The organism is Streptomyces capparidis, from assembly GCF_054782095.1.
In genome coordinates, this window is the sequence record NZ_BAAGTD010000001.1 from 262,427 (window position 1) to 279,186 (window position 16,760).

Consider the following 16,760-nt stretch of genomic DNA (forward strand, 5'->3'; position numbering starts at 1 on the left):
ATGTCGCTCACCTATCTTCTGACCGATCCGACGGATGGTGTCCGACATTTTCGAACACGGGGGGTCGGAGGGGAGCGGACACGCAGACACCTCAGGAGCCGCCGCCTTGACCGCATCGCACCAGCGCAGACCGCTGACCGGCCAGATCGCCTGTCTCCTCGCCGCCGTCCTGGCCCTGCTGGGCCTGGCCGCCCTCCAGCCCCCCGCCTCCGCCGCCGCCCCGCCGCCCGGCCAGGCCACGCGGTACACGATGACCGCGTTCACCAACTCCAGCGAGTCGAACATGTATGTGTACGAGTCGCCGGACGCGACCGGGTTCACCCTGCTCAAGGGCCCGGCCTACACCCCGCCCTCCGGGATGATCCGCGACCCCAGCGTCTTCCGGCACACCGACGGGTACTACTACCTGACCTACACCACCCGCACCTGGTCCGCGCTGAGCACCACCATCGGCTTCGCCCGCTCCACCGACCGGGTCAACTGGACGTTCCTGCGGGAGCACACCGTCCCCATCAGCGGCCTGGCCCGCACCTGGGCGCCCGAGTGGTTCGTGGATACCGACGGCAGCGTCAACATCATCGTGTCGGCGTCGACCACCGCGGGCGGCGAGTACACCTTCCGGCCCTACAAGCTCACCGCCACCAACGCCTCGCTCAGCTCCTGGAGCGCCCCCGTCCTCCTGTCTGGCATCAGCCCGAACTACATCGACACCTTCATCGTCAAGATCGGCTCCACCTACCACGCGTTCACCAAGAACGAGACGACCAAGTACATCGAGTACGCCACCGCCACCAGCCTCACCGGCCCCTACACCTTCCGCAGGACGGGCAACTGGGCCGGCTTCGGCTCCTACGTCGAGGGCCCGGCGCTGGTGCCGCTCGACAACGGCGGCTGGCGGATCTACTACGACGCCTACTCGGCCGGGAAGTACTGGTACAGCGACTCCTACGACGGCTTCGCCACCTGGTCCGCGCCCACCGAGCTGCCGGGCCTGACCGGCTTCGTCCGGCACCTGACGGTGCTGAAGGAGACCGTGTCCGGCGGCGCCACCCTGCCGGTGAACACCAAACGTTCCCTCCAGTCGGCCAACTACCCCGGCCGCTACGCCGTGGTGCGCTCCGACGGCCTGGGCTGGCTGGACCCGGTCACCTCCGGCAGCACCGCCGCCGTCAAGCAGAGCGCCACCTTCACCGTCGTCCCCGGCCTCGCGGACGCCAACTGCTACTCCCTGCGCGACTCGGCGGGCCGCTACCTGCGCCACTGGGACTTCCGTGTCCGCTTCGACGCGAGCGACGGCAGCGCGGTGTTCGCCAAGGACGCCACCTACTGCGCCCGCCCCGGCACGGCCGCCGGCTCAGTCCGGCTGGAGTCGTACAACTACCCCGGCCGCTACCTGCGGCACTACGACTACCAGTTGCGCGTGGACCCCTACCAGGACAGCGCCACCTTCCGCGCCGACAGCTCCTTCACCGCCGCCGGACCGTGGGCGTGAACCCCCGGGACCGCCCGCACGGACCCACCGGAAGGGACCGAAGATGATCCGCCGTGCCCGTCTGTTCCTCCTCGCGGCCCTCGCCGGGCTCCTCGCGCCGCTGATCGCCGCCGCGAGCCCGGCGCACGCCGCGCCCGTCACCGTCACCAGCGGAACCCAGTTCACCGACACGACCGGCGCCGTGGTGCACGCCCACGGCGGCGGCGTGATCAAGGTCGGCGCGTACTACTACTGGTTCGGCGAGAACCGCAACGCCGACAACACCTTCCGCTACGTCTCCGCCTACCGCTCCACCGACCTGAAGACGTGGGAGTTCCGGCGCCACGTGCTCACCCAGGCCACCCACTCCGAGCTCGCCAAGGCCAACATCGAGCGGCCCAAGGTCATGTACAACTCGGCCACCGGCCAGTACGTGATGTGGATGCACAAGGAGAACGGCAGCGACTACAGCGAGGCCCGCGCCGCCGTCGCCACCTCCTCCACCGTGGACGGCGACTACACCTGGCGGGGCAGCTTCCGGCCGCTGGGCCACATGTCCCGCGACATCACCGTCTTCCGCGACGACGACGGCACCGGCTACATGGTCTCCGCCGCCAGGGAGAACTACGACCTGCACATCTACCGGCTCAGCGCCGACTACCTGAAGGCCGAGGCGCTCGTCGCCAACCCCTGGCCCAGCGGCCACCGCGAGGCGCCGGCCCTGTTCAAGCGCGACGGCGTCTACTTCATGCTGACCTCCGGCGCCACCGGCTGGAACCCCAATCAGCAGCAGTACGCCACCGCCACCAGCGTGGCCGGGCCGTGGTCCGCCATGGCCGACGTCGGCGACGCCACCACCTACCGCTCCCAGACCGCCTACGTCCTGCCCGTGCAGGGCACCTCCGGCACCTCCTACCTCTACCTCGGCGACCGGTGGGGCAACTCCATGGGCAGCAACGTCCAGGGCTCCCAGTACGTGTGGCTGCCGCTGTCCTTCCCGACCGCGCGCACCATGGTCCTGCCCTGGTACCCGCAGACCTCCATCGACACCGCGGCCGGCACCGTCACCGGCGTCGGCGGCGGTCCCCACTACACGCTGGCCGCCCGGCACAGCGGCAAGTGCGCCGACGTCTCGGACAACTCCGCCGCCAACAGCGCCGCCGTCGTGCAGTTCTCCTGCGACGGCGACCTCAACCAGCAGTGGCGCCTCCAAGACGCGGGCGGCGGCTACCACCGCGTCATCGCCCAGCACAGCGGCAAGTGCCTGGACGTCAGCAGCGGCTCCACCGCCGACAACGCGAACGTCCTCCAGTACGCCTGCGGCTCCGGCACCAACCAGCAGTGGCAGTTCCAGGACATGGGGAGCGGCCACTACCGGCTGGTGGCCCGGCACAGCGGCAAGTGCCTGGACGTCACCAGCGCCGCCACGACCGACGGGACGCGCCTGATCCAGTACACCTGCGGGTCGGGCACCAACCAACAGTGGCTGCGCCGGGCGGTCTGACCGCCCCCGGTGGAGGGGGTGAATGATCCACGTATCATTCACCTCCTCCATTAGGACCCTCTCCGGAGGGTTGAGTGAAATGCGGAAAGACATGCGCATACGTCTCGCCTTCGCCTTCGTGGGCGCTCTCGCCATCGGCGGCCTCCTCGCCCCCTCCGCCGTCGCGGACACCGCGATCGCGCCCACCGTCAGCAAGGCGTCGGCCAGCACCCTGGTCTTCGGCACCAGCGGCACCAAGACCTGGACCGTGAAGGTCACGGCCGGTGACGACTCCGGCGTCAAGGGCGTCAAGGTCCTGCCGTGGCCGAAGGTGCTGGAGACCCAGTACGACTCCGCCCCCACCCGCTCCGACGTCTCCACCGGCGGCACGGCGATGAGCTGCACCGCCTCCGGCACCACGTCCACCTGCACCTACAGCGAGCCGGTGGACGTGCGGGCGGACCTGGGCGACAACTCCGCCGCCGGCACCTGGTACGCCGCGGTGCTGGTCAACGGCAAGGACGGCGGCACCCTGTACAAGTCCAAGGCCGCCACCTTCGCCTTCAAGCGCCAGACCGCGCTGACCGTCAACGCCTCCCCCGAGCCGGTGAAGAAGGGCGGCACCCTCACCGCCACCGGCAGGCTGACCCGGGCGGACTGGGCCGACTTCACGTGGCGCGGCTACGGCAAGCAGCCGGTGAAGCTCCAGTTCCGCAAGGCGGGCACGAGCACGTACACCACGGTCAAGACGGTGTACACCGACAGCCAGGGCAACCTGAGGACCACGACCACGGCGAACGCCTCGGGCTACTGGCGCTGGTCGTACGCGGGGATCTCGGTGTCGGCCGCGGTGGACTCGCCGAACGACCACGTGGCGATCGGCTGACACCTCGCCGGGCCCCGGGGCGCCGCGCGGAGCACTCCGCGCGGCGCCCTCGCGGGCTCTATGCCATGTGACATTGCACTGCTACGGTGACCCTGCGTCCATACGGCCGTATGGCGTACGCACTTGTGTTCCTCCTGGTTCCACCGCCACCCGCCCCCTCCCCCGCCGAGGAGGACCCCATGGCCGCTCCCGACTCCGCCCGGCCCTGGCGCGGGGTGTACGTCGCCACCGCGCTGCCGCTTGGTGGTGACCTCTCCGTCGACCACGAGCGGTACGCCGAGCACGTGCGGTTCCTCGCGGCGGCCGGGTGCGACGGGGTGTGCCCGAACGGGTCGCTGGGGGAGTACCAGTCGCTCACCGACGAGGAGCGGGCGCTGGTCGTGCGCACCGCGGTGGAGGCGGCGCCGGACGGGTTCGGGGTGATGCCGGGGGTGTCCGCGTACGGGGCCGCGCAGAGCCGCCGGTGGGCCGAGCAGGCCGCGGAGGCGGGGGCGCGGGCGGTGCTGCTGCTGCCGCCCAACGCGTACCGGGCCGACCGGGGGACGGTGGTGGCGCACTTCCGGGAGGTGGCCAGGGCCGGGCTGCCCGTCGTCGCGTACAACAACCCCCACGACACCCGGGTGGACCTGACGCCCGACCTGCTGGCCGAGCTGCACGGCGAGGGGCTGATCGCCGCGGTGAAGGAGTTCAGCGGGGACGTGCGCAGGGCGTACGAGATCGCGGAGGCCGCGCCGGGGCTCGACCTGCTCGTGGGCGCCGACGACGTGCTGCTCGAACTGGGGCTCGCGGGCGCCGTCGGGTGGATCGCCGGCTACCCGAACGCGCTGCCCGCCACCACCGTCGAGCTGTACCGCCTGGTGACGTCCGGGGACGCGGAGGACCTGCGGCGGGCGCTGCCGCTGTACCGCGAGCTGCACCCGCTGCTGCGGTGGGACTCCAGGACGGAGTTCGTGCAGGCGATCAAGCTGACGATGGACCTGGCGGGCCGCCACGGCGGGCCGTGCCGCCCGCCGCGGTCCCCGCTCGCCCCGGAGGACGCCGCGCGGGTCACCCGGGACACCGAGGCGCTGCTCGCCAAGGGGTACCGGTGAGGTCGCGCCGGGTGCTGCACACGGTGGAGTCGCACACCGAGGGCATGCCGACCCGGGTGGTGGTCGGCGGGGTGGGCACGCTGCCGGGGGCGTCCATGGCCGAGCGGCGGCGGTGGTTCATGGAGCACTGCGACGAGCTGCGGACCTGGCTGATGTACGAGCCGCGCGGCCACGCCGCCATGAGCGGCGCGATACTCCAGCCGCCGACCCGGCCGGACGCCGACGCGGGAGTGCTGTTCATCGAGGTCTCCGGGGTGCTGCCGATGTGCGGGCACGGCACCATCGGGGTGGCGACGGTGCTGGTGGAGACCGGGATGGTGCCGGTCACCGAGCCGGTGACGACGGTGCGCCTGGACACCCCGGCGGGCCTGGTCACCGCCGAGGTCGCGGTGCGGGACGGGGCGGCCGAGGCGGTGACCATCCGCAACGTGGAGTCGTTCGTGGTCGGCCTGGACCGGGTGGTGACGGTCGAGGGGCTCGGCGAGGTGCGCTACGACCTGGCGTTCGGCGGCAACTTCTACGCGATCGTGGAACTGGCCGAGCTGGGGCTGCCGTTCGACCGAGCGGCCAAGGACGAGCTGCTGACCGCCGGGCTGCGCGTCATGGCGGCGGTCAACGAGCGGCAGCGGCCCGTGCACCCGGACCGCCCCGACATCTCCGGCTGCCACCACGTGTACCTGGCCGCGCCCGGCTCCACCGCGCGGCACTCCCGGCACGCCATGGCCATCCACCCCGGCTGGTTCGACCGTTCGCCGTGCGGCACCGGCACCAGCGCCCGCATGGCGCAGTTGCACGCCCGCGGCGAACTCGCCGTCGGCGAGGACTTCGTCAACGAGTCGTTCATCGGCACGTCGTTCACCGGCCGGATCCTTCGGACGGCCACCGTGGCGGGGCTGCCCGCCGTGGTGCCCGCGGTCACCGGGCGGGCCTGGGTGACGGGGACGGCGCAGTTCCACCTGGACCCGGCGGACCCGTTCCCCGCGGGATTCCTGCTGTGAGCGGGGAGGCGGGCAGCGTGCGGCCCCTGGCGCGGCGGCAGAACCTGCGCGACAAGGTCAGGAACGCCCTGCGCGCGGGCATCGTCTCCGGGGAGCTGGAGCCCGGCGTGGTGTACTCGGCGCCGGTGCTCGGCGCCCGGTTCGACGTCTCGCCGACCCCGGTGCGCGAGGCCATGCTCGACCTGGTCGGGGAGGGCCTGGTGGTCTCCCTGCCGAACAAGGGGTTCCGGGTCACGGAGGTCTCCGAGCGGGACCTGGACGAGCTGGCGGCGGTGCGGCTGCTGCTGGAGCCGCCGACGGTGCGCGCCGCGGTGCCGCTGGTGCCCGACGCCGACCTGCCGCGGCTGCGGGAGCTGGCGCAGGACATCGTGGCGGCGGCGGAGGACGGCGACCTGATCGGGTACGTGGAGGCGGACCGGGTGTTCCACCTCACCCTGCTCGGCTACGCGGGCAACCGGCGCCTGGTGGACGTGGTCTCCCGGCTGCGCGCCCAGACCCGGCTGCCGGGGCTCGCCCCGCTGGTGGCGAGCGGGCGGCTGCGGGAGTCCGCGGCCGAGCACCACCTGCTGCTCGACCTGGTGCGGGACCGGGACGCCGAGGGCGCCGAGGAGATGACGCGGCGTCACATAGGGCATGTGCGCGGCCTGTGGGCGGCGCACGGCGGGGGGTAGCCCGGTGCCCGGCCCCCCGGCCCGCCCGGACGGCGCCGACCTGGTGGTCGTCGGCGCCGGCGTGGTCGGCGCGGCCTGCGCGTACTTCGCGGCGCTGGCGGGGCTGCGGGTGGTGGTGGTCGAGCGGGGCACCGTCGCGGGCGGCACCTCGGGCGCGGGGGAGGGCAACCTGCTGGTCTCCGACAAGGAGCCGGGCCCCGAGCTGGAGCTGGCCCTGCACTCGCTGCGGGTGTGGCGGGAGGAGCTCGCCCGCCACGCGGGGCTGTGGGAGTACGAGCCCAAGGGCGGCCTGGTCGTCGCCGCCACCGGGGCGGGGCTCGCCGCGCTGGGGGCGCTGGCCGGGCGGCAGGAGGAGCGCGGGGTGCGGGTGCGGGAGGTCCCCCGCGGCCGACTGCGCGAGGTGGAGCCGCTGCTGTCCCCGCGCCTGCGCGGCGGCGTGCTGTACCCGCAGGACGCGCAGGTGCAGCCGATGCTCGCCACCGCCCACCTGCTGCGGCTCGCCCGCGAGCTGGGCGCGGCGGTGCGCACCCGCACCCCGGTCACCGGCCTGCTGCGGGACGGGGACCGGGTGACCGGCGTGCGCACCCCCGGCGGCGCCGTCGCCGCGCCCGCGGTGCTCAACGCGGCCGGGACCTGGGCCGGGCAGGTGGCGGCGCTGGCCGGGGTGAGCCTGCCGGTGCAGCCCCGCCGCGGGTTCGTGCTGGTCACCGAGCCGCTGCCGCGCGGGACCGTGCGGCACAAGGTGTACGCCGCCGAGTACGTGGACGCCGTCGCCGGCTCCGGCGCCGATCTGGTGACCTCGCCCGTGGTGGAGGGAACGGCGAGCGGCACCGTGCTCATCGGGTCGTCCCGGGAGCGGGTCGGCTTCGACCGCCGCCTGTCCCCGGCCGCGGTCGCCGCCCTGGCCAGGGAGGCGGTGGGCCTGTTCCCCGCGCTGGCCCGGGTGCGGGTGATGCGCGCCTACGCCGGGTTCCGGCCGTACTGCCCCGACCACCTGCCCGTCATCGGCCCCGACCCGCGGGCGCCCGGGCTGTGGCACGCCTGCGGCCACGAGGGCGCCGGGGTGGGCCTGGCGGCGGGCACCGGGCAGTTGCTGGCGCGGGCCCTGACGGGGGCCCGCCCGGAGGTCGATCTGGCGCCGTTCGCCCCGCAGCGGTTCGCCGGGGCGGAGGCTGCCCGGTGACCGGCCCGCGCGACGGCGCGTACCGCATGACGCTGGACGGCGCCGAGGTCCGGGCCGAGCCGGGGCAGAGCGTGGGCGCCGCGCTCGCCGCGGCCGGGATCACCTCCTGGCGCACCACCCGCCGCCTGGGCCGCCCGCGCGGCCTGTTCTGCGGCATCGGCGTGTGCTTCGACTGCCTGATCACCGTGGACGGCCGCCCCGGCCAGCGCGCCTGCCTGGTGCCCGCGCGCGACGGCATGCGGCTGACCACCACCGGCCCGGACGACGCCCCGGAGGACAGCGATGCGGCACGTCCATGACGCCGCCGTGGTGGGCGCCGGGCCCGCGGGCCTGGCCGCCGCCGTCACCGCGGCCGAGGCCGGGCTCGACGTGGTGCTGGTGGACGCCGCCGCGCAGCCCGGCGGCCAGTACTGGCGGCACTACGACGAGACCGGCCCCGGCCGGCCGGACGCCGTGCCCGCCGCGTTCGCCCTGCTGCGCGACCGCCTGCACCGGCAGCGCGCCCTGGGCCGCGTCCACTACCTGCCGGGGCACCAGGTGTGGCTGCTCACCCCGCCCCGCGCGGCGGACGGCGAGCGGGCGCCGTTCACCCTGCGGCTGAACGCCCCCCACGACGGCGCCCCCGTGCAGGCCCAGGACCGGGTGGCGGCCCGCGCCCTGGTCCTCTGCCCCGGCGCCCACGACCGGCAGTTGCCCGTGCCCAACTGGGAGCTGCCCGGGGTGATGACGGCCGGCGGGGCCCAGGCGCTGCTCAAGGGCCACCGCACCGTGGCGGGCCGGCGCGTGGTCGTCGCGGGCACCGGCCCGTTCCTGCTGCCCGTGGCCGCGGGGCTGGCCGCCGCCGGCGCGCGGGTGGTCGCGGTGTGCGAGGCCAACGCGGTGCGGGGCTGGCTGCGCCGGCTGCCCGCGGTGGCGCGCCTGCCCGGGAAGGCGGCCGAGGCCGCGGGGTACGCGGCGGCGCTGGCCCGGCACCGGGTTCCGTACCGGACCAGGACCGCCGTCACCGAGGTGCTGGGCGAGGACCGGGTGCGGGCGGTGCGGATCGGTGCCCTCGACCGGCACGGCCGCCCCACCGGGGCCTCCGCCGAGGTGGCGGCCGACCTGGTGGCGCTGGGCTGGGGGTTCACCCCGTCGCTCGAGCTGCCGTTGATGACGGGCGCCGCCACCCGGGTGGACGCGGACGGCTCGCCGGTGGTCGCGGTGGACGGGATGCAGCGGGCCTCGGTGCCCGGGGTGTACGTGGCGGGGGAGGCCACCGGGGTCGGCGGGGCGGAGCTCGCCGTGGCGGAGGGGAAGCTGGCCGCGCTGGCGGCGGCCGGGGACCGGGGGCTGCCGGTGCGGGCGGCGCGGGTGCGGCAACTGCGGGCGGCGGTGCGGCGGGGCCGGGCGTTCGCCGCCGCCGTGCACGGGGCCCACCCGGTGCCCGCGGGGTGGACGCGGTGGCTGCGCCCGGACACGGTGGTGTGCCGCTGCGAGGAGGTCACCCACGGCGAGCTGCGCGACGCCCACGACCTGCTCGGCGCGGACGACCCGCGCACCATGAAGCTGCTGGCCCGCCCCGGCATGGGCTGGTGCCAGGGGCGGATCTGCGGGTTCGCCACGGCGTGCCTCACCGCGTCCCTGAGCGGGCGCGCGCCCTCGGCGGAGGACCTGCGCGCCCTGTCGGCCCGCCCGTTCGCCGCCCCGGTCACCCTGTCGGACCTGGCGGCGCTGGACGGGGACGACGACGAGGGGGACGCCGACGGCTGAGGCGGACCCACCGCGCCCGCCCACCCGCCGCGCCCCGCCCCGCCCGGAAGCCGCATGCCCGCCGCCCCCGCCTGCCCGCCGCCCCCCGTCCGCCCGGCGCGCGCCGTCCCCGGCCGCCGTGCCCGCCCGGCGCCCGCGCCCGTCCCGTCCGCGGTCCCCGACCGCCCCTCACCTCCACCGCCCCCGACACGCATTGGTCTATACCTTGACGCGGTACAGACCAATCCGCTTCAGTGGATCCGGAGTTCACCCGCCCGCGGAAGGGCAGCCCTTCTCGCGCGGCCCCCCATGCCTCCAAGGAGCCCTTGGTGACTCGTCTCCCGCACACCGCGGCACGGCGCCTGACGGCGTTCCTCGCCGCGTTCGCGCTCGGATGCGCGCTGCTTATTGTCATGCCCATGTCTCAGGCGGCGGCCGCCGCCTGCGCCGCCTCCTGGAACCCCGCCACGGCCTACACCGGCGGCACGGTCGTCTCCCACGGCGGCCGCAACTGGTCCGCCCAGTGGTGGACCCAGAACGAGACCCCCGGCGCCGCCGCCGTCTGGAAGGACCAGGGCGCCTGCGGCACCTCCAGCCCCGGCCCCGCCCCGTCCTGCGACCACCCGAACTGGGTGGCCGGGAAGTGGTACGCCGCGGGCAGCGTCGTCCGGTACACCGACGGCAGGCTGTACCTCGCCGAGCACGACAACCCGGGCTACGACCCCGTGATCAGCACCTGGTACTGGGAGCCCTACGCCTGCGACGGCGGCACCACGCCCCCGCCCGGCCCGGGCGCCTTCCCCGTCTCCGAGGCGCAGTTCCGGCAGATGTTCCCGAACCGGAACCCCTTCTACACGTACCAGGGCCTGGTCGCCGCGCTCGGCGCCTACCCCGGCTTCGCGGGCACCGGCAGCGACACGGTCAGGAAGCAGGAGGCCGCCGCCTTCCTGGCCAACGTCAACCACGAGACCGGCGGGCTGGTCCACGTCGTGGAGCAGAACACCGCCAACTACCCGCACTACTGCGACTCCGGCCGGCCCTACGGCTGCCCCGCCGGGCAGGCCGCCTACTACGGCCGCGGCCCCATCCAGCTCAGTTGGAACTTCAACTACAAGGCCGCGGGCGACGCCCTGGGCATCGATCTGCTGAACAACCCGTGGCTGGTCCAGAACGACGCGGCCGTCTCCTGGAAGACCGCCCTGTGGTACTGGAACACCCAGACCGGCCCCGGCACCATGACCCCGCACGACGCCATGGTCAACGGCCGCGGCTTCGGTGAGACGATCCGCAGCATCAACGGCGCCATGGAGTGCGACGGCCGCAACCCGGCCCAGGTGCAGAGCCGGGTCAGCGCCTACCAGCGGTTCACCCAGCTCCTCGGGGTGACCCCGGGCGGCAACCTCACCTGCTGAGCGGCCCGCCCCCCGACCCGGGCGCACCGGCCGAGGCCCGTTCCGGCCGGTGCGCCCGCGCACACCCCGCCCGCCCCCTGCCGTCCCCCCGGTCGCGCCGAGCCGCCTCTCCCGCGAGTCGCCGGACCCGCCGGAGCGTGCCACCCTGGATCTCGTGGCCCGTTCCAACGACGAGGTCGCCGCGCTGCTCCAGGAGTACGCCGACCTGATCTCGATCACCGGAGGCGACGCGTTCAAGGCGCGCGCCTACGAGAAGGCCGCGCGGGCCGTCGGCGGCCACCACGCCGAGGTCGCGGAGCTCGACCTCCAGGGCCTCACCGAGATCCCCAACGTGGGCCGGTCCATAGCCGAGAAGATCGCGGAGTACTTCCGCACCGGCGGCGTCTCCGCCGTGGAGGAGCTGCGGGCGCGCATCCCCGCGGGCGTGCGGCAGCTCACCGCCATCCCCACCCTCGGCCCGAAGAAGGCCATGGTCCTCTACCAGGAGCTGCGCATCTCCTCCGTGGAGGAACTGGTGGACGCCATCCACGCCGAGCGGCTGCGCGACCTGAAGGGCTTCGGCCCGAGGACCGAGGAGCGGATCCTGCACGGCGTGGAGCTGATGCAGGCCGCGGGCGACCGGGTGCTGCTCGACGTCGCCACCGACCTCGCCGAGGACGTCGTCGCCGAGCTGTCCCGCCTCGCCGGCTGCTCCCGCTGCGCCTACGCCGGCTCGCTGCGCCGGGTGCGCGAGACCATCGGCGACATCGACATCCTCGTCGCCGCCGAGGAGTCCGAGCCGGTGATGCGGGCCTTCACCGGTCTGCCGTACACCGCGGAGGTCGTCGCCCGCGGCGAGACCAAGACCTCCATCCGCACCACCAAGGGCCTGGCCGCCGACCTGCGGGTGCTGCCGCCGGACTCCTGGGGGGCCGGGCTCCAGTACTTCACCGGCTCCAAGGCGCACAACATCCGCACCCGCGAGCTGGCCGTGCGCCAGGGCCTGAAGCTGTCCGAGTACGGGCTGTTCGACGCCGGGACGGGGGAGCGGATCGTCTCCGAGACCGAGGAGGACGTCTACGCCCGCCTGGGCCTGCCGTGGATCCCGCCGACGCTGCGCGAGGACCGCGGCGAGGTCGAGGCCGGGCTGCGCGGCGGGCTGCCCCGCCTGGTCACCGAGGCCGACATCCGCGGCGACCTGCACACCCACACCGACCTCACCGACGGCCTCGCCCCGCTGGAGGAGATGGCCGCGGCCGCCGCTGCCCGCGGCTACGCGTACTACGCGGTCACCGACCACGCCCCGAACCTGTACATGCAGCGCATGACCGACGAGCGGATGCTCGCCCAGCGGGAGCTGGTCCGGCGCCTGGACGGCACGTTCACCGGCCCCGGCGGGGGCGGACGGGGAATGCGGCTGCTGCACGGCACCGAGCTGAACATCGACCCCGAGGGCGGCGTGGACTGGCCCGCCGAGTTCCTCGAGGGCTTCGACCTGTGCGTCGCCTCGGTGCACTCGCACTTCACCCTGCCGCGCGCGGAACAGACCCGCCGTCTGGTGCGGGCCTGCGAGAACCCGTACGTCAACGTCATCGGCCACCCCACCACCCGGCTGATCGGCCGCCGTCCCGGCCTGGACGCCGACCTGGACGAGGTGTTCGCCGCCTGCGCCCGCACCGGCACCGCCCTGGAGGTCAACGCCCACCCCGACCGCCTCGACCTCGGCGACGAGCACATCCTGCGGGCCAGGCGGCACGGTGTGCGGTTCGCCGTGAACAGCGACGCCCACGCCGTGGTCCACCTCGCCCACCTCCGCTTCGGCGTGGGCACCGCCCAGCGCGGCTGGCTCACCCCGGACGACGTGATCAACGCCTGGCCGTACAACAGGCTGCGGCGGTTCCTGGCCCAGGGGCGCCGCCAGGCGGCCTGACCCGGCGCCCGGACGAGCGCACCCCTCGCACACAAATTCGATATTCGGCCGGACCGGGGCCCGGGAAATGCCGCCCGGGAAAGCGCGGCACGCCCGTTCCGCACCCTGCCCCCGCGCACTTCCCGCCGGTGCGGGGATACCGCTTCCGGCGCGGTCCAGTGGTCGGCGATCACCGCTCTAGCGCTCGTTGAAATAAAAGACTCGACGGCACCTCGATCGGGAGCCGCGCGAAAACCACTGCCCCATCGACCGAAGGCGGACTGCATGGACGGACGAGAACCGGCGATTCCGTTTCCCTTCACCGCGCCGAGCCATCTGGAATTCCCCGCACAATACGCCGAGGAGCGCGCCAAGTGCCCGGTCAGCCGCGTGCGATTACCGCATGGGCAGGAGGCGTGGCTCGCCACCGGACACGCACAGGTGCGCAAGGTCCTCGTCGATCCCCGCTTCAGCCGCGCGCTGGCCGCGGAGCAGGAGAACCGCAAGCTCACGCCCGCCACGGTGGTCAACACCTCCCTGATCGGCCTCGACCCGCCGGACCACACCCGGCTGCGGTCCCTGGCCGCGCACGCCTTCACCGCGCGGCGCGTGGAGAGCCTGCGGCCCCGTGTGATCGAGATCGCGCAGAGCCTGCTGGACGCCATGGAACGGGAGACCATGGCGGGGGAGCAGGGCCCGGTCGACCTGGTCACCCGGTTCATGCAGCCGCTGCCCGCGCTGGTCATCAGCGAGATGCTGGGCGTGCCGGAGCGGTACCTGGAGCAGTTCGTGGAGTGGTCCACGCAGGCGCTGTCCGGCAGCAGCGCCCCCGAGACCGCCGCCGCGGGCTACCGGAGCCTGATCGCCTTCATCGGCGAGCTGATCGCGATGAAGCGCGAGGCCCCCGCGGACGACGTGGTCAGCGCGCTGATCGAGGCCAGGGACGAACGCGACCGGCTCACCGACGAGGAGATGCTGGCGCTGTGCGTGCTGCTGCTCGTCGCCGGGCACGAGGCCACCACCACGGTCCTCGGCTGGTCCATCGTCATCCTGACGACGCAGCGGCCGGAGCAGTGGCGCCGCCTGGGCGAGCACCCCGAGGAGGTGCCCGCCACCGTGGAGGAACTGCTGCGGGTGGTGCGCCGCACCGACATCGGCAGCGGCTTCCCCAGGGTCGTCAAGGAGGACGTGGAGCTGGGCGGCGTGCTGGTCAGGGCGGGCGAGGTCGTCATCCCGGCGATGGACGCGGCGAACCGCGACCCCGCCGTGTTCGACGACCCGGACACGATCGACTTCACTCGCGCCGACAACCCCCACCTGGGGTTCGGCGCGGGCATCCACTTCTGCCCCGGGGCGCCGATGGCGCGGCTCCAGCTCCAGGAGGGACTGCGCCTGCTCGCGGAGCGCTTCCCCGGGCTGCGGATGACCGTCCCCGTGGACGAGCTGGAGATCACCCCGAACACGATCATGCGGATCCTGCGGGCGCTGCCGGTCACCTGGTGAACCTTCGGGTAGCGCCGACGACATGACGCGGCGCCGGTCCGGGGGCCCTCCCACCGGACCGGCGCCGCCGCATCGGGTGCGCCGCCGCCCTAGACGCGCCGGAAGGTCGCCAGCCAGGCGTGCAGTTCCACCGGTGCCTCGTCACCGGGGAAGTGCAGCCGCATGGGCCTGCCGGTGATGGACTCCTCGGTCCAGCCCGTGCCGAACGCCGTGCGCAGTTGCTCGCGGGTGACCGGGTGGAACCCCTTCAGCGCCTGCGGCGGCGCGCCTAACTCCGCGCACCTGGCCATGGCGGCGGCCTGCCCCTGCTCGCTGAGGTTGAACAGGTGCGCCACCGCTCGCGGCCGGGTCGCCCCGTGCAGCGAAGCGGCGTACCGCGCCTGCTCGTCGGCCGTCAGCCCGTGGAAGACCCCGCACTCGACCACCGTGTCGAAACGCCCCCGGTAGTCGGACAGGTCGAGCAGGTCGCCGAGCGCGAACGTGACGTCGAGACCGCGTTCCGCCGCCATGGCGGCCGCCTTTTCCACGGCCTGCGGCGCCTGGTCCACACCGGTGACCGCATATCCCCGCGAGGCGAGGTACAGGCTGACGCCGCCGGGCCCGAATCCGGCGTCGAGCACCTCTGAGCCGATGGCTCCGGCCTGTTCCAGTTCGACGAATACCGGCTGCGGTCCGTCGATGTCCCACGGCGGGCGCATCCGGCCGAAGTCGGAATTCTCGCCGTAAGCGTCCTGGAAGAATTTGTATTTTTCGCTCATGCGGTCAGGTAAATGGATGCCGATTGGCCCAGTCAAGACGGCCGCCGGGGCCCGTTCCGTTTCTTGAGCGGGGCTCACGGCGGGCGGGCACTCCCGGTCGAGCGGACTTCGGCGTTCCGGCGGCCGGAGCCCTCGGCGCGTGTCCGGGCGGACCCTCAGCGCCCCACCCCGCGCAGCAGCGTGTCCACCACGAGCGTCGCCAGGGCGTCCACGTCCTCGTCGCCCCGCTCGGCCCGCTCCTGCGCCACCTCGTGGATCAGCGCGTAGTACACCCGCCGCGCCCACCGCGGATCCACCTCCGCCCGCAGCACCCCGGCGTCCCTGGCCCGCAGGAACATGCGCTCGCAGCGTTCGAGCACATCGGCGTGCACCCGCGCCGCGTGCGAGTCCTCCGGCGCGGTCCGGCTCATCGCGAAGCCCCAGCCGATCTTGACCCGCAGCACGTTGGCGGTCACCCGGTGCAGGACCACCAGCGGTGGCGCGGTGTCGGAGTCGGCGCTCACCACCGCCTCGTGGAACTGCCGGGTCGCCCACTCCGTGAGCGCGGCCACCAGCGCCTCCCGGGTGGCGAACCGGCGGTGCACGGTCGTCCGCGCCACCCCGGCCGCCTCCGCGACCTGCTCCATCGTCGCCGCCGGGTTGGCGCCGAGCACCCGCTCGGCCGCCGTCAGGATCGCCCGCACGGTCCGCTCCGCGTCCGCCCGCAGGGGCCGCTGCGGGCTTCCTTCTCTCATCACACCGGAATGCTACAAGCAGGTCACCGCTCGCCGGACAGTTGCAACATCAATGTTGCAACTCCTATGCTCACCGCATCACCGAAGACCCACCTCTCCGAGTGAACGGATCCGTCATGGACCTGCACCTCTCCGGCAAGACCGCCCTCGTCACCGGCGCGAGCCGCGGCATCGGCCTGGCCACCGTCACCGCCCTGGTCGCGGAGGGCATGCGTGTGGCCGCCGCCGCCCGCACCGTCACCCCCGAGCTGAAGGCCACCGGCGCCCTCGCCGTCCCGGTGGACCTGTCCACCCCCGAAGGCCCCGCCCGCCTCGTCGCCGAGCTGCCCGGCGACTTCGCCGCGCTCGACCTGCTCGTCAACAACGTCGGCGGCGGCGACGGCGGGGCGGACCAGACCGGCGGCTTCCTCACCTTCACCGACGAGCAGTGGCAGCACGCGTTCGACCTCAACCTGATGGCCGCGGTCCGCACCACCCGCGCCGCGCTGCCCCGCCTCCTCGACGCCCGCGGCGCGATCGTCAACGTCTCCTCGATCACCGCCCGGGTGCCCCACGGCGGCCCCGTCACCTACACCACCGCCAAGGCCGCCCTCACCGCCCTCGGCAAGGCCCTCGCCGAGGAGTTCGGCCCCCGCGGCGTGCGCGTCAACACCGTCTCGCCCGGCCCCGTCCGCACCGCCCTGTTGGAGAGCCCCGACGGCTACGGCGCCGCCCTCGCCCGCACCCTCGGCGTCCCCCACGACCGGCTGCTCGCGGGCCTGCCCGCCGCCACGGGCATGCTGACCGGCCGCCTCGTCGCCCCCGCCGAGGTCGCGAGCCTCGTCGCCTACCTGGCCTCCCCCCTCGCGGCCAGCACCACCGGCACCGACCACCTGGTGGACGGCGGCGCGGTCAAGACGGCGTGACGGCGTGACGGCGTGACGGGGCGGTGGCGCGCCGGAGCGGTGGACGGCG

At 74.1% G+C, this 16,760-nt stretch carries 15 protein-coding genes; 13 read left to right on the forward strand and 2 right to left on the reverse strand.

What is annotated here, in order from left to right:
- Positions 1–106: 106 nt before the first annotated feature.
- The 12 genes from ACYVO2_RS01205 (at position 107) to ACYVO2_RS01260 (ending at position 14,314) form a co-directional block, all read left to right on the forward strand.
- Positions 107–1,492: a glycoside hydrolase family 43 protein gene (locus ACYVO2_RS01205; protein ID WP_461005599.1), complete on the forward strand. Its 1,386-nt coding sequence runs from the start codon at positions 107–109 to the stop codon at positions 1,490–1,492.
- 43 nt (positions 1,493–1,535) lie between these two features.
- Positions 1,536–2,975, forward strand: coding sequence for an RICIN domain-containing protein (locus ACYVO2_RS01210; RefSeq protein ID WP_461005600.1), 1,440 nt, complete (start codon positions 1,536–1,538; stop codon positions 2,973–2,975).
- A 91-nt stretch (positions 2,976–3,066) separates the two neighbouring features.
- Positions 3,067–3,840 carry a DUF5707 domain-containing protein gene (locus ACYVO2_RS01215; protein ID WP_461005601.1) on the forward strand — a complete coding sequence of 258 codons (774 nt, stop codon included), beginning with the start codon at positions 3,067–3,069 and terminating at the stop codon, positions 3,838–3,840.
- A 179-nt stretch (positions 3,841–4,019) separates the two neighbouring features.
- The gene (locus ACYVO2_RS01220) at positions 4,020–4,931 is read left to right on the forward strand and encodes a dihydrodipicolinate synthase family protein (protein WP_461005602.1); all 912 of its coding nucleotides are present in this window, start codon (positions 4,020–4,022) and stop codon (positions 4,929–4,931) included.
- Positions 4,928–5,929, forward strand: a complete 1,002-nt coding sequence (locus ACYVO2_RS01225) for a proline racemase family protein (RefSeq protein ID WP_461005603.1) — start codon at positions 4,928–4,930, stop codon at positions 5,927–5,929. The genes ACYVO2_RS01220 and ACYVO2_RS01225 overlap by 4 nt, the downstream gene beginning before the upstream one ends.
- Positions 5,926–6,600 (forward strand): GntR family transcriptional regulator, encoded by a 675-nt coding sequence (locus ACYVO2_RS01230; RefSeq protein ID WP_461005604.1) that lies wholly within the window; start codon positions 5,926–5,928, stop codon positions 6,598–6,600. The genes ACYVO2_RS01225 and ACYVO2_RS01230 overlap by 4 nt, the downstream gene beginning before the upstream one ends.
- A 4-nt stretch (positions 6,601–6,604) precedes the next feature.
- Positions 6,605–7,783, forward strand: coding sequence for an NAD(P)/FAD-dependent oxidoreductase (locus ACYVO2_RS01235; protein WP_461005605.1), 1,179 nt, complete (start codon positions 6,605–6,607; stop codon positions 7,781–7,783).
- A 26-nt stretch (positions 7,784–7,809) separates the two neighbouring features.
- Positions 7,810–8,082, forward strand: a complete 273-nt coding sequence (locus ACYVO2_RS01240; RefSeq protein ID WP_461005759.1) for a (2Fe-2S)-binding protein — start codon at positions 7,810–7,812, stop codon at positions 8,080–8,082.
- Entirely contained in the window at positions 8,066–9,532 is a 1,467-nt protein-coding gene (locus ACYVO2_RS01245) for an FAD/NAD(P)-dependent oxidoreductase (protein ID WP_461005606.1), read from the forward strand. Before ACYVO2_RS01240 ends, ACYVO2_RS01245 begins: the two co-directional genes overlap by 17 nt.
- Positions 9,533–9,840: 308 nt before the next feature.
- On the forward strand, positions 9,841–10,923 hold the full coding sequence (locus ACYVO2_RS01250; RefSeq protein ID WP_461005607.1) for a glycoside hydrolase family 19 protein: 1,083 nt from the start codon (positions 9,841–9,843) through the stop codon (positions 10,921–10,923).
- Between the two features lie 154 nt (positions 10,924–11,077).
- Positions 11,078–12,832 (forward strand): DNA polymerase/3'-5' exonuclease PolX, encoded by a 1,755-nt coding sequence (gene polX / locus ACYVO2_RS01255; RefSeq protein ID WP_461005608.1) that lies wholly within the window; start codon positions 11,078–11,080, stop codon positions 12,830–12,832.
- A gap of 369 nt (positions 12,833–13,201) precedes the next feature.
- Positions 13,202–14,314 carry a cytochrome P450 gene (locus ACYVO2_RS01260; RefSeq protein ID WP_461005609.1) on the forward strand — a complete coding sequence of 371 codons (1,113 nt, stop codon included), beginning with the start codon at positions 13,202–13,204 and terminating at the stop codon, positions 14,312–14,314.
- An 89-nt stretch (positions 14,315–14,403) separates the two neighbouring features.
- Here ACYVO2_RS01260 and ACYVO2_RS01265 read toward each other — a convergent pair whose 3' ends face one another.
- Positions 14,404–15,072, reverse strand: a complete 669-nt coding sequence (locus ACYVO2_RS01265; protein WP_461005610.1) for a class I SAM-dependent methyltransferase — start codon at positions 15,070–15,072, stop codon at positions 14,404–14,406.
- A gap of 155 nt (positions 15,073–15,227) precedes the next feature.
- Positions 15,228–15,806: a TetR/AcrR family transcriptional regulator gene (locus ACYVO2_RS01270; protein WP_461005760.1), complete on the reverse strand. Its 579-nt coding sequence runs from the start codon at positions 15,804–15,806 to the stop codon at positions 15,228–15,230.
- A 116-nt stretch (positions 15,807–15,922) separates the two neighbouring features.
- On the opposite strand from ACYVO2_RS01270, the gene ACYVO2_RS01275 reads away from it, so the two are divergent.
- On the forward strand, positions 15,923–16,711 hold the full coding sequence (locus ACYVO2_RS01275) for an SDR family NAD(P)-dependent oxidoreductase (protein ID WP_461005611.1): 789 nt from the start codon (positions 15,923–15,925) through the stop codon (positions 16,709–16,711).
- Positions 16,712–16,760 lie beyond the last annotated feature (49 nt).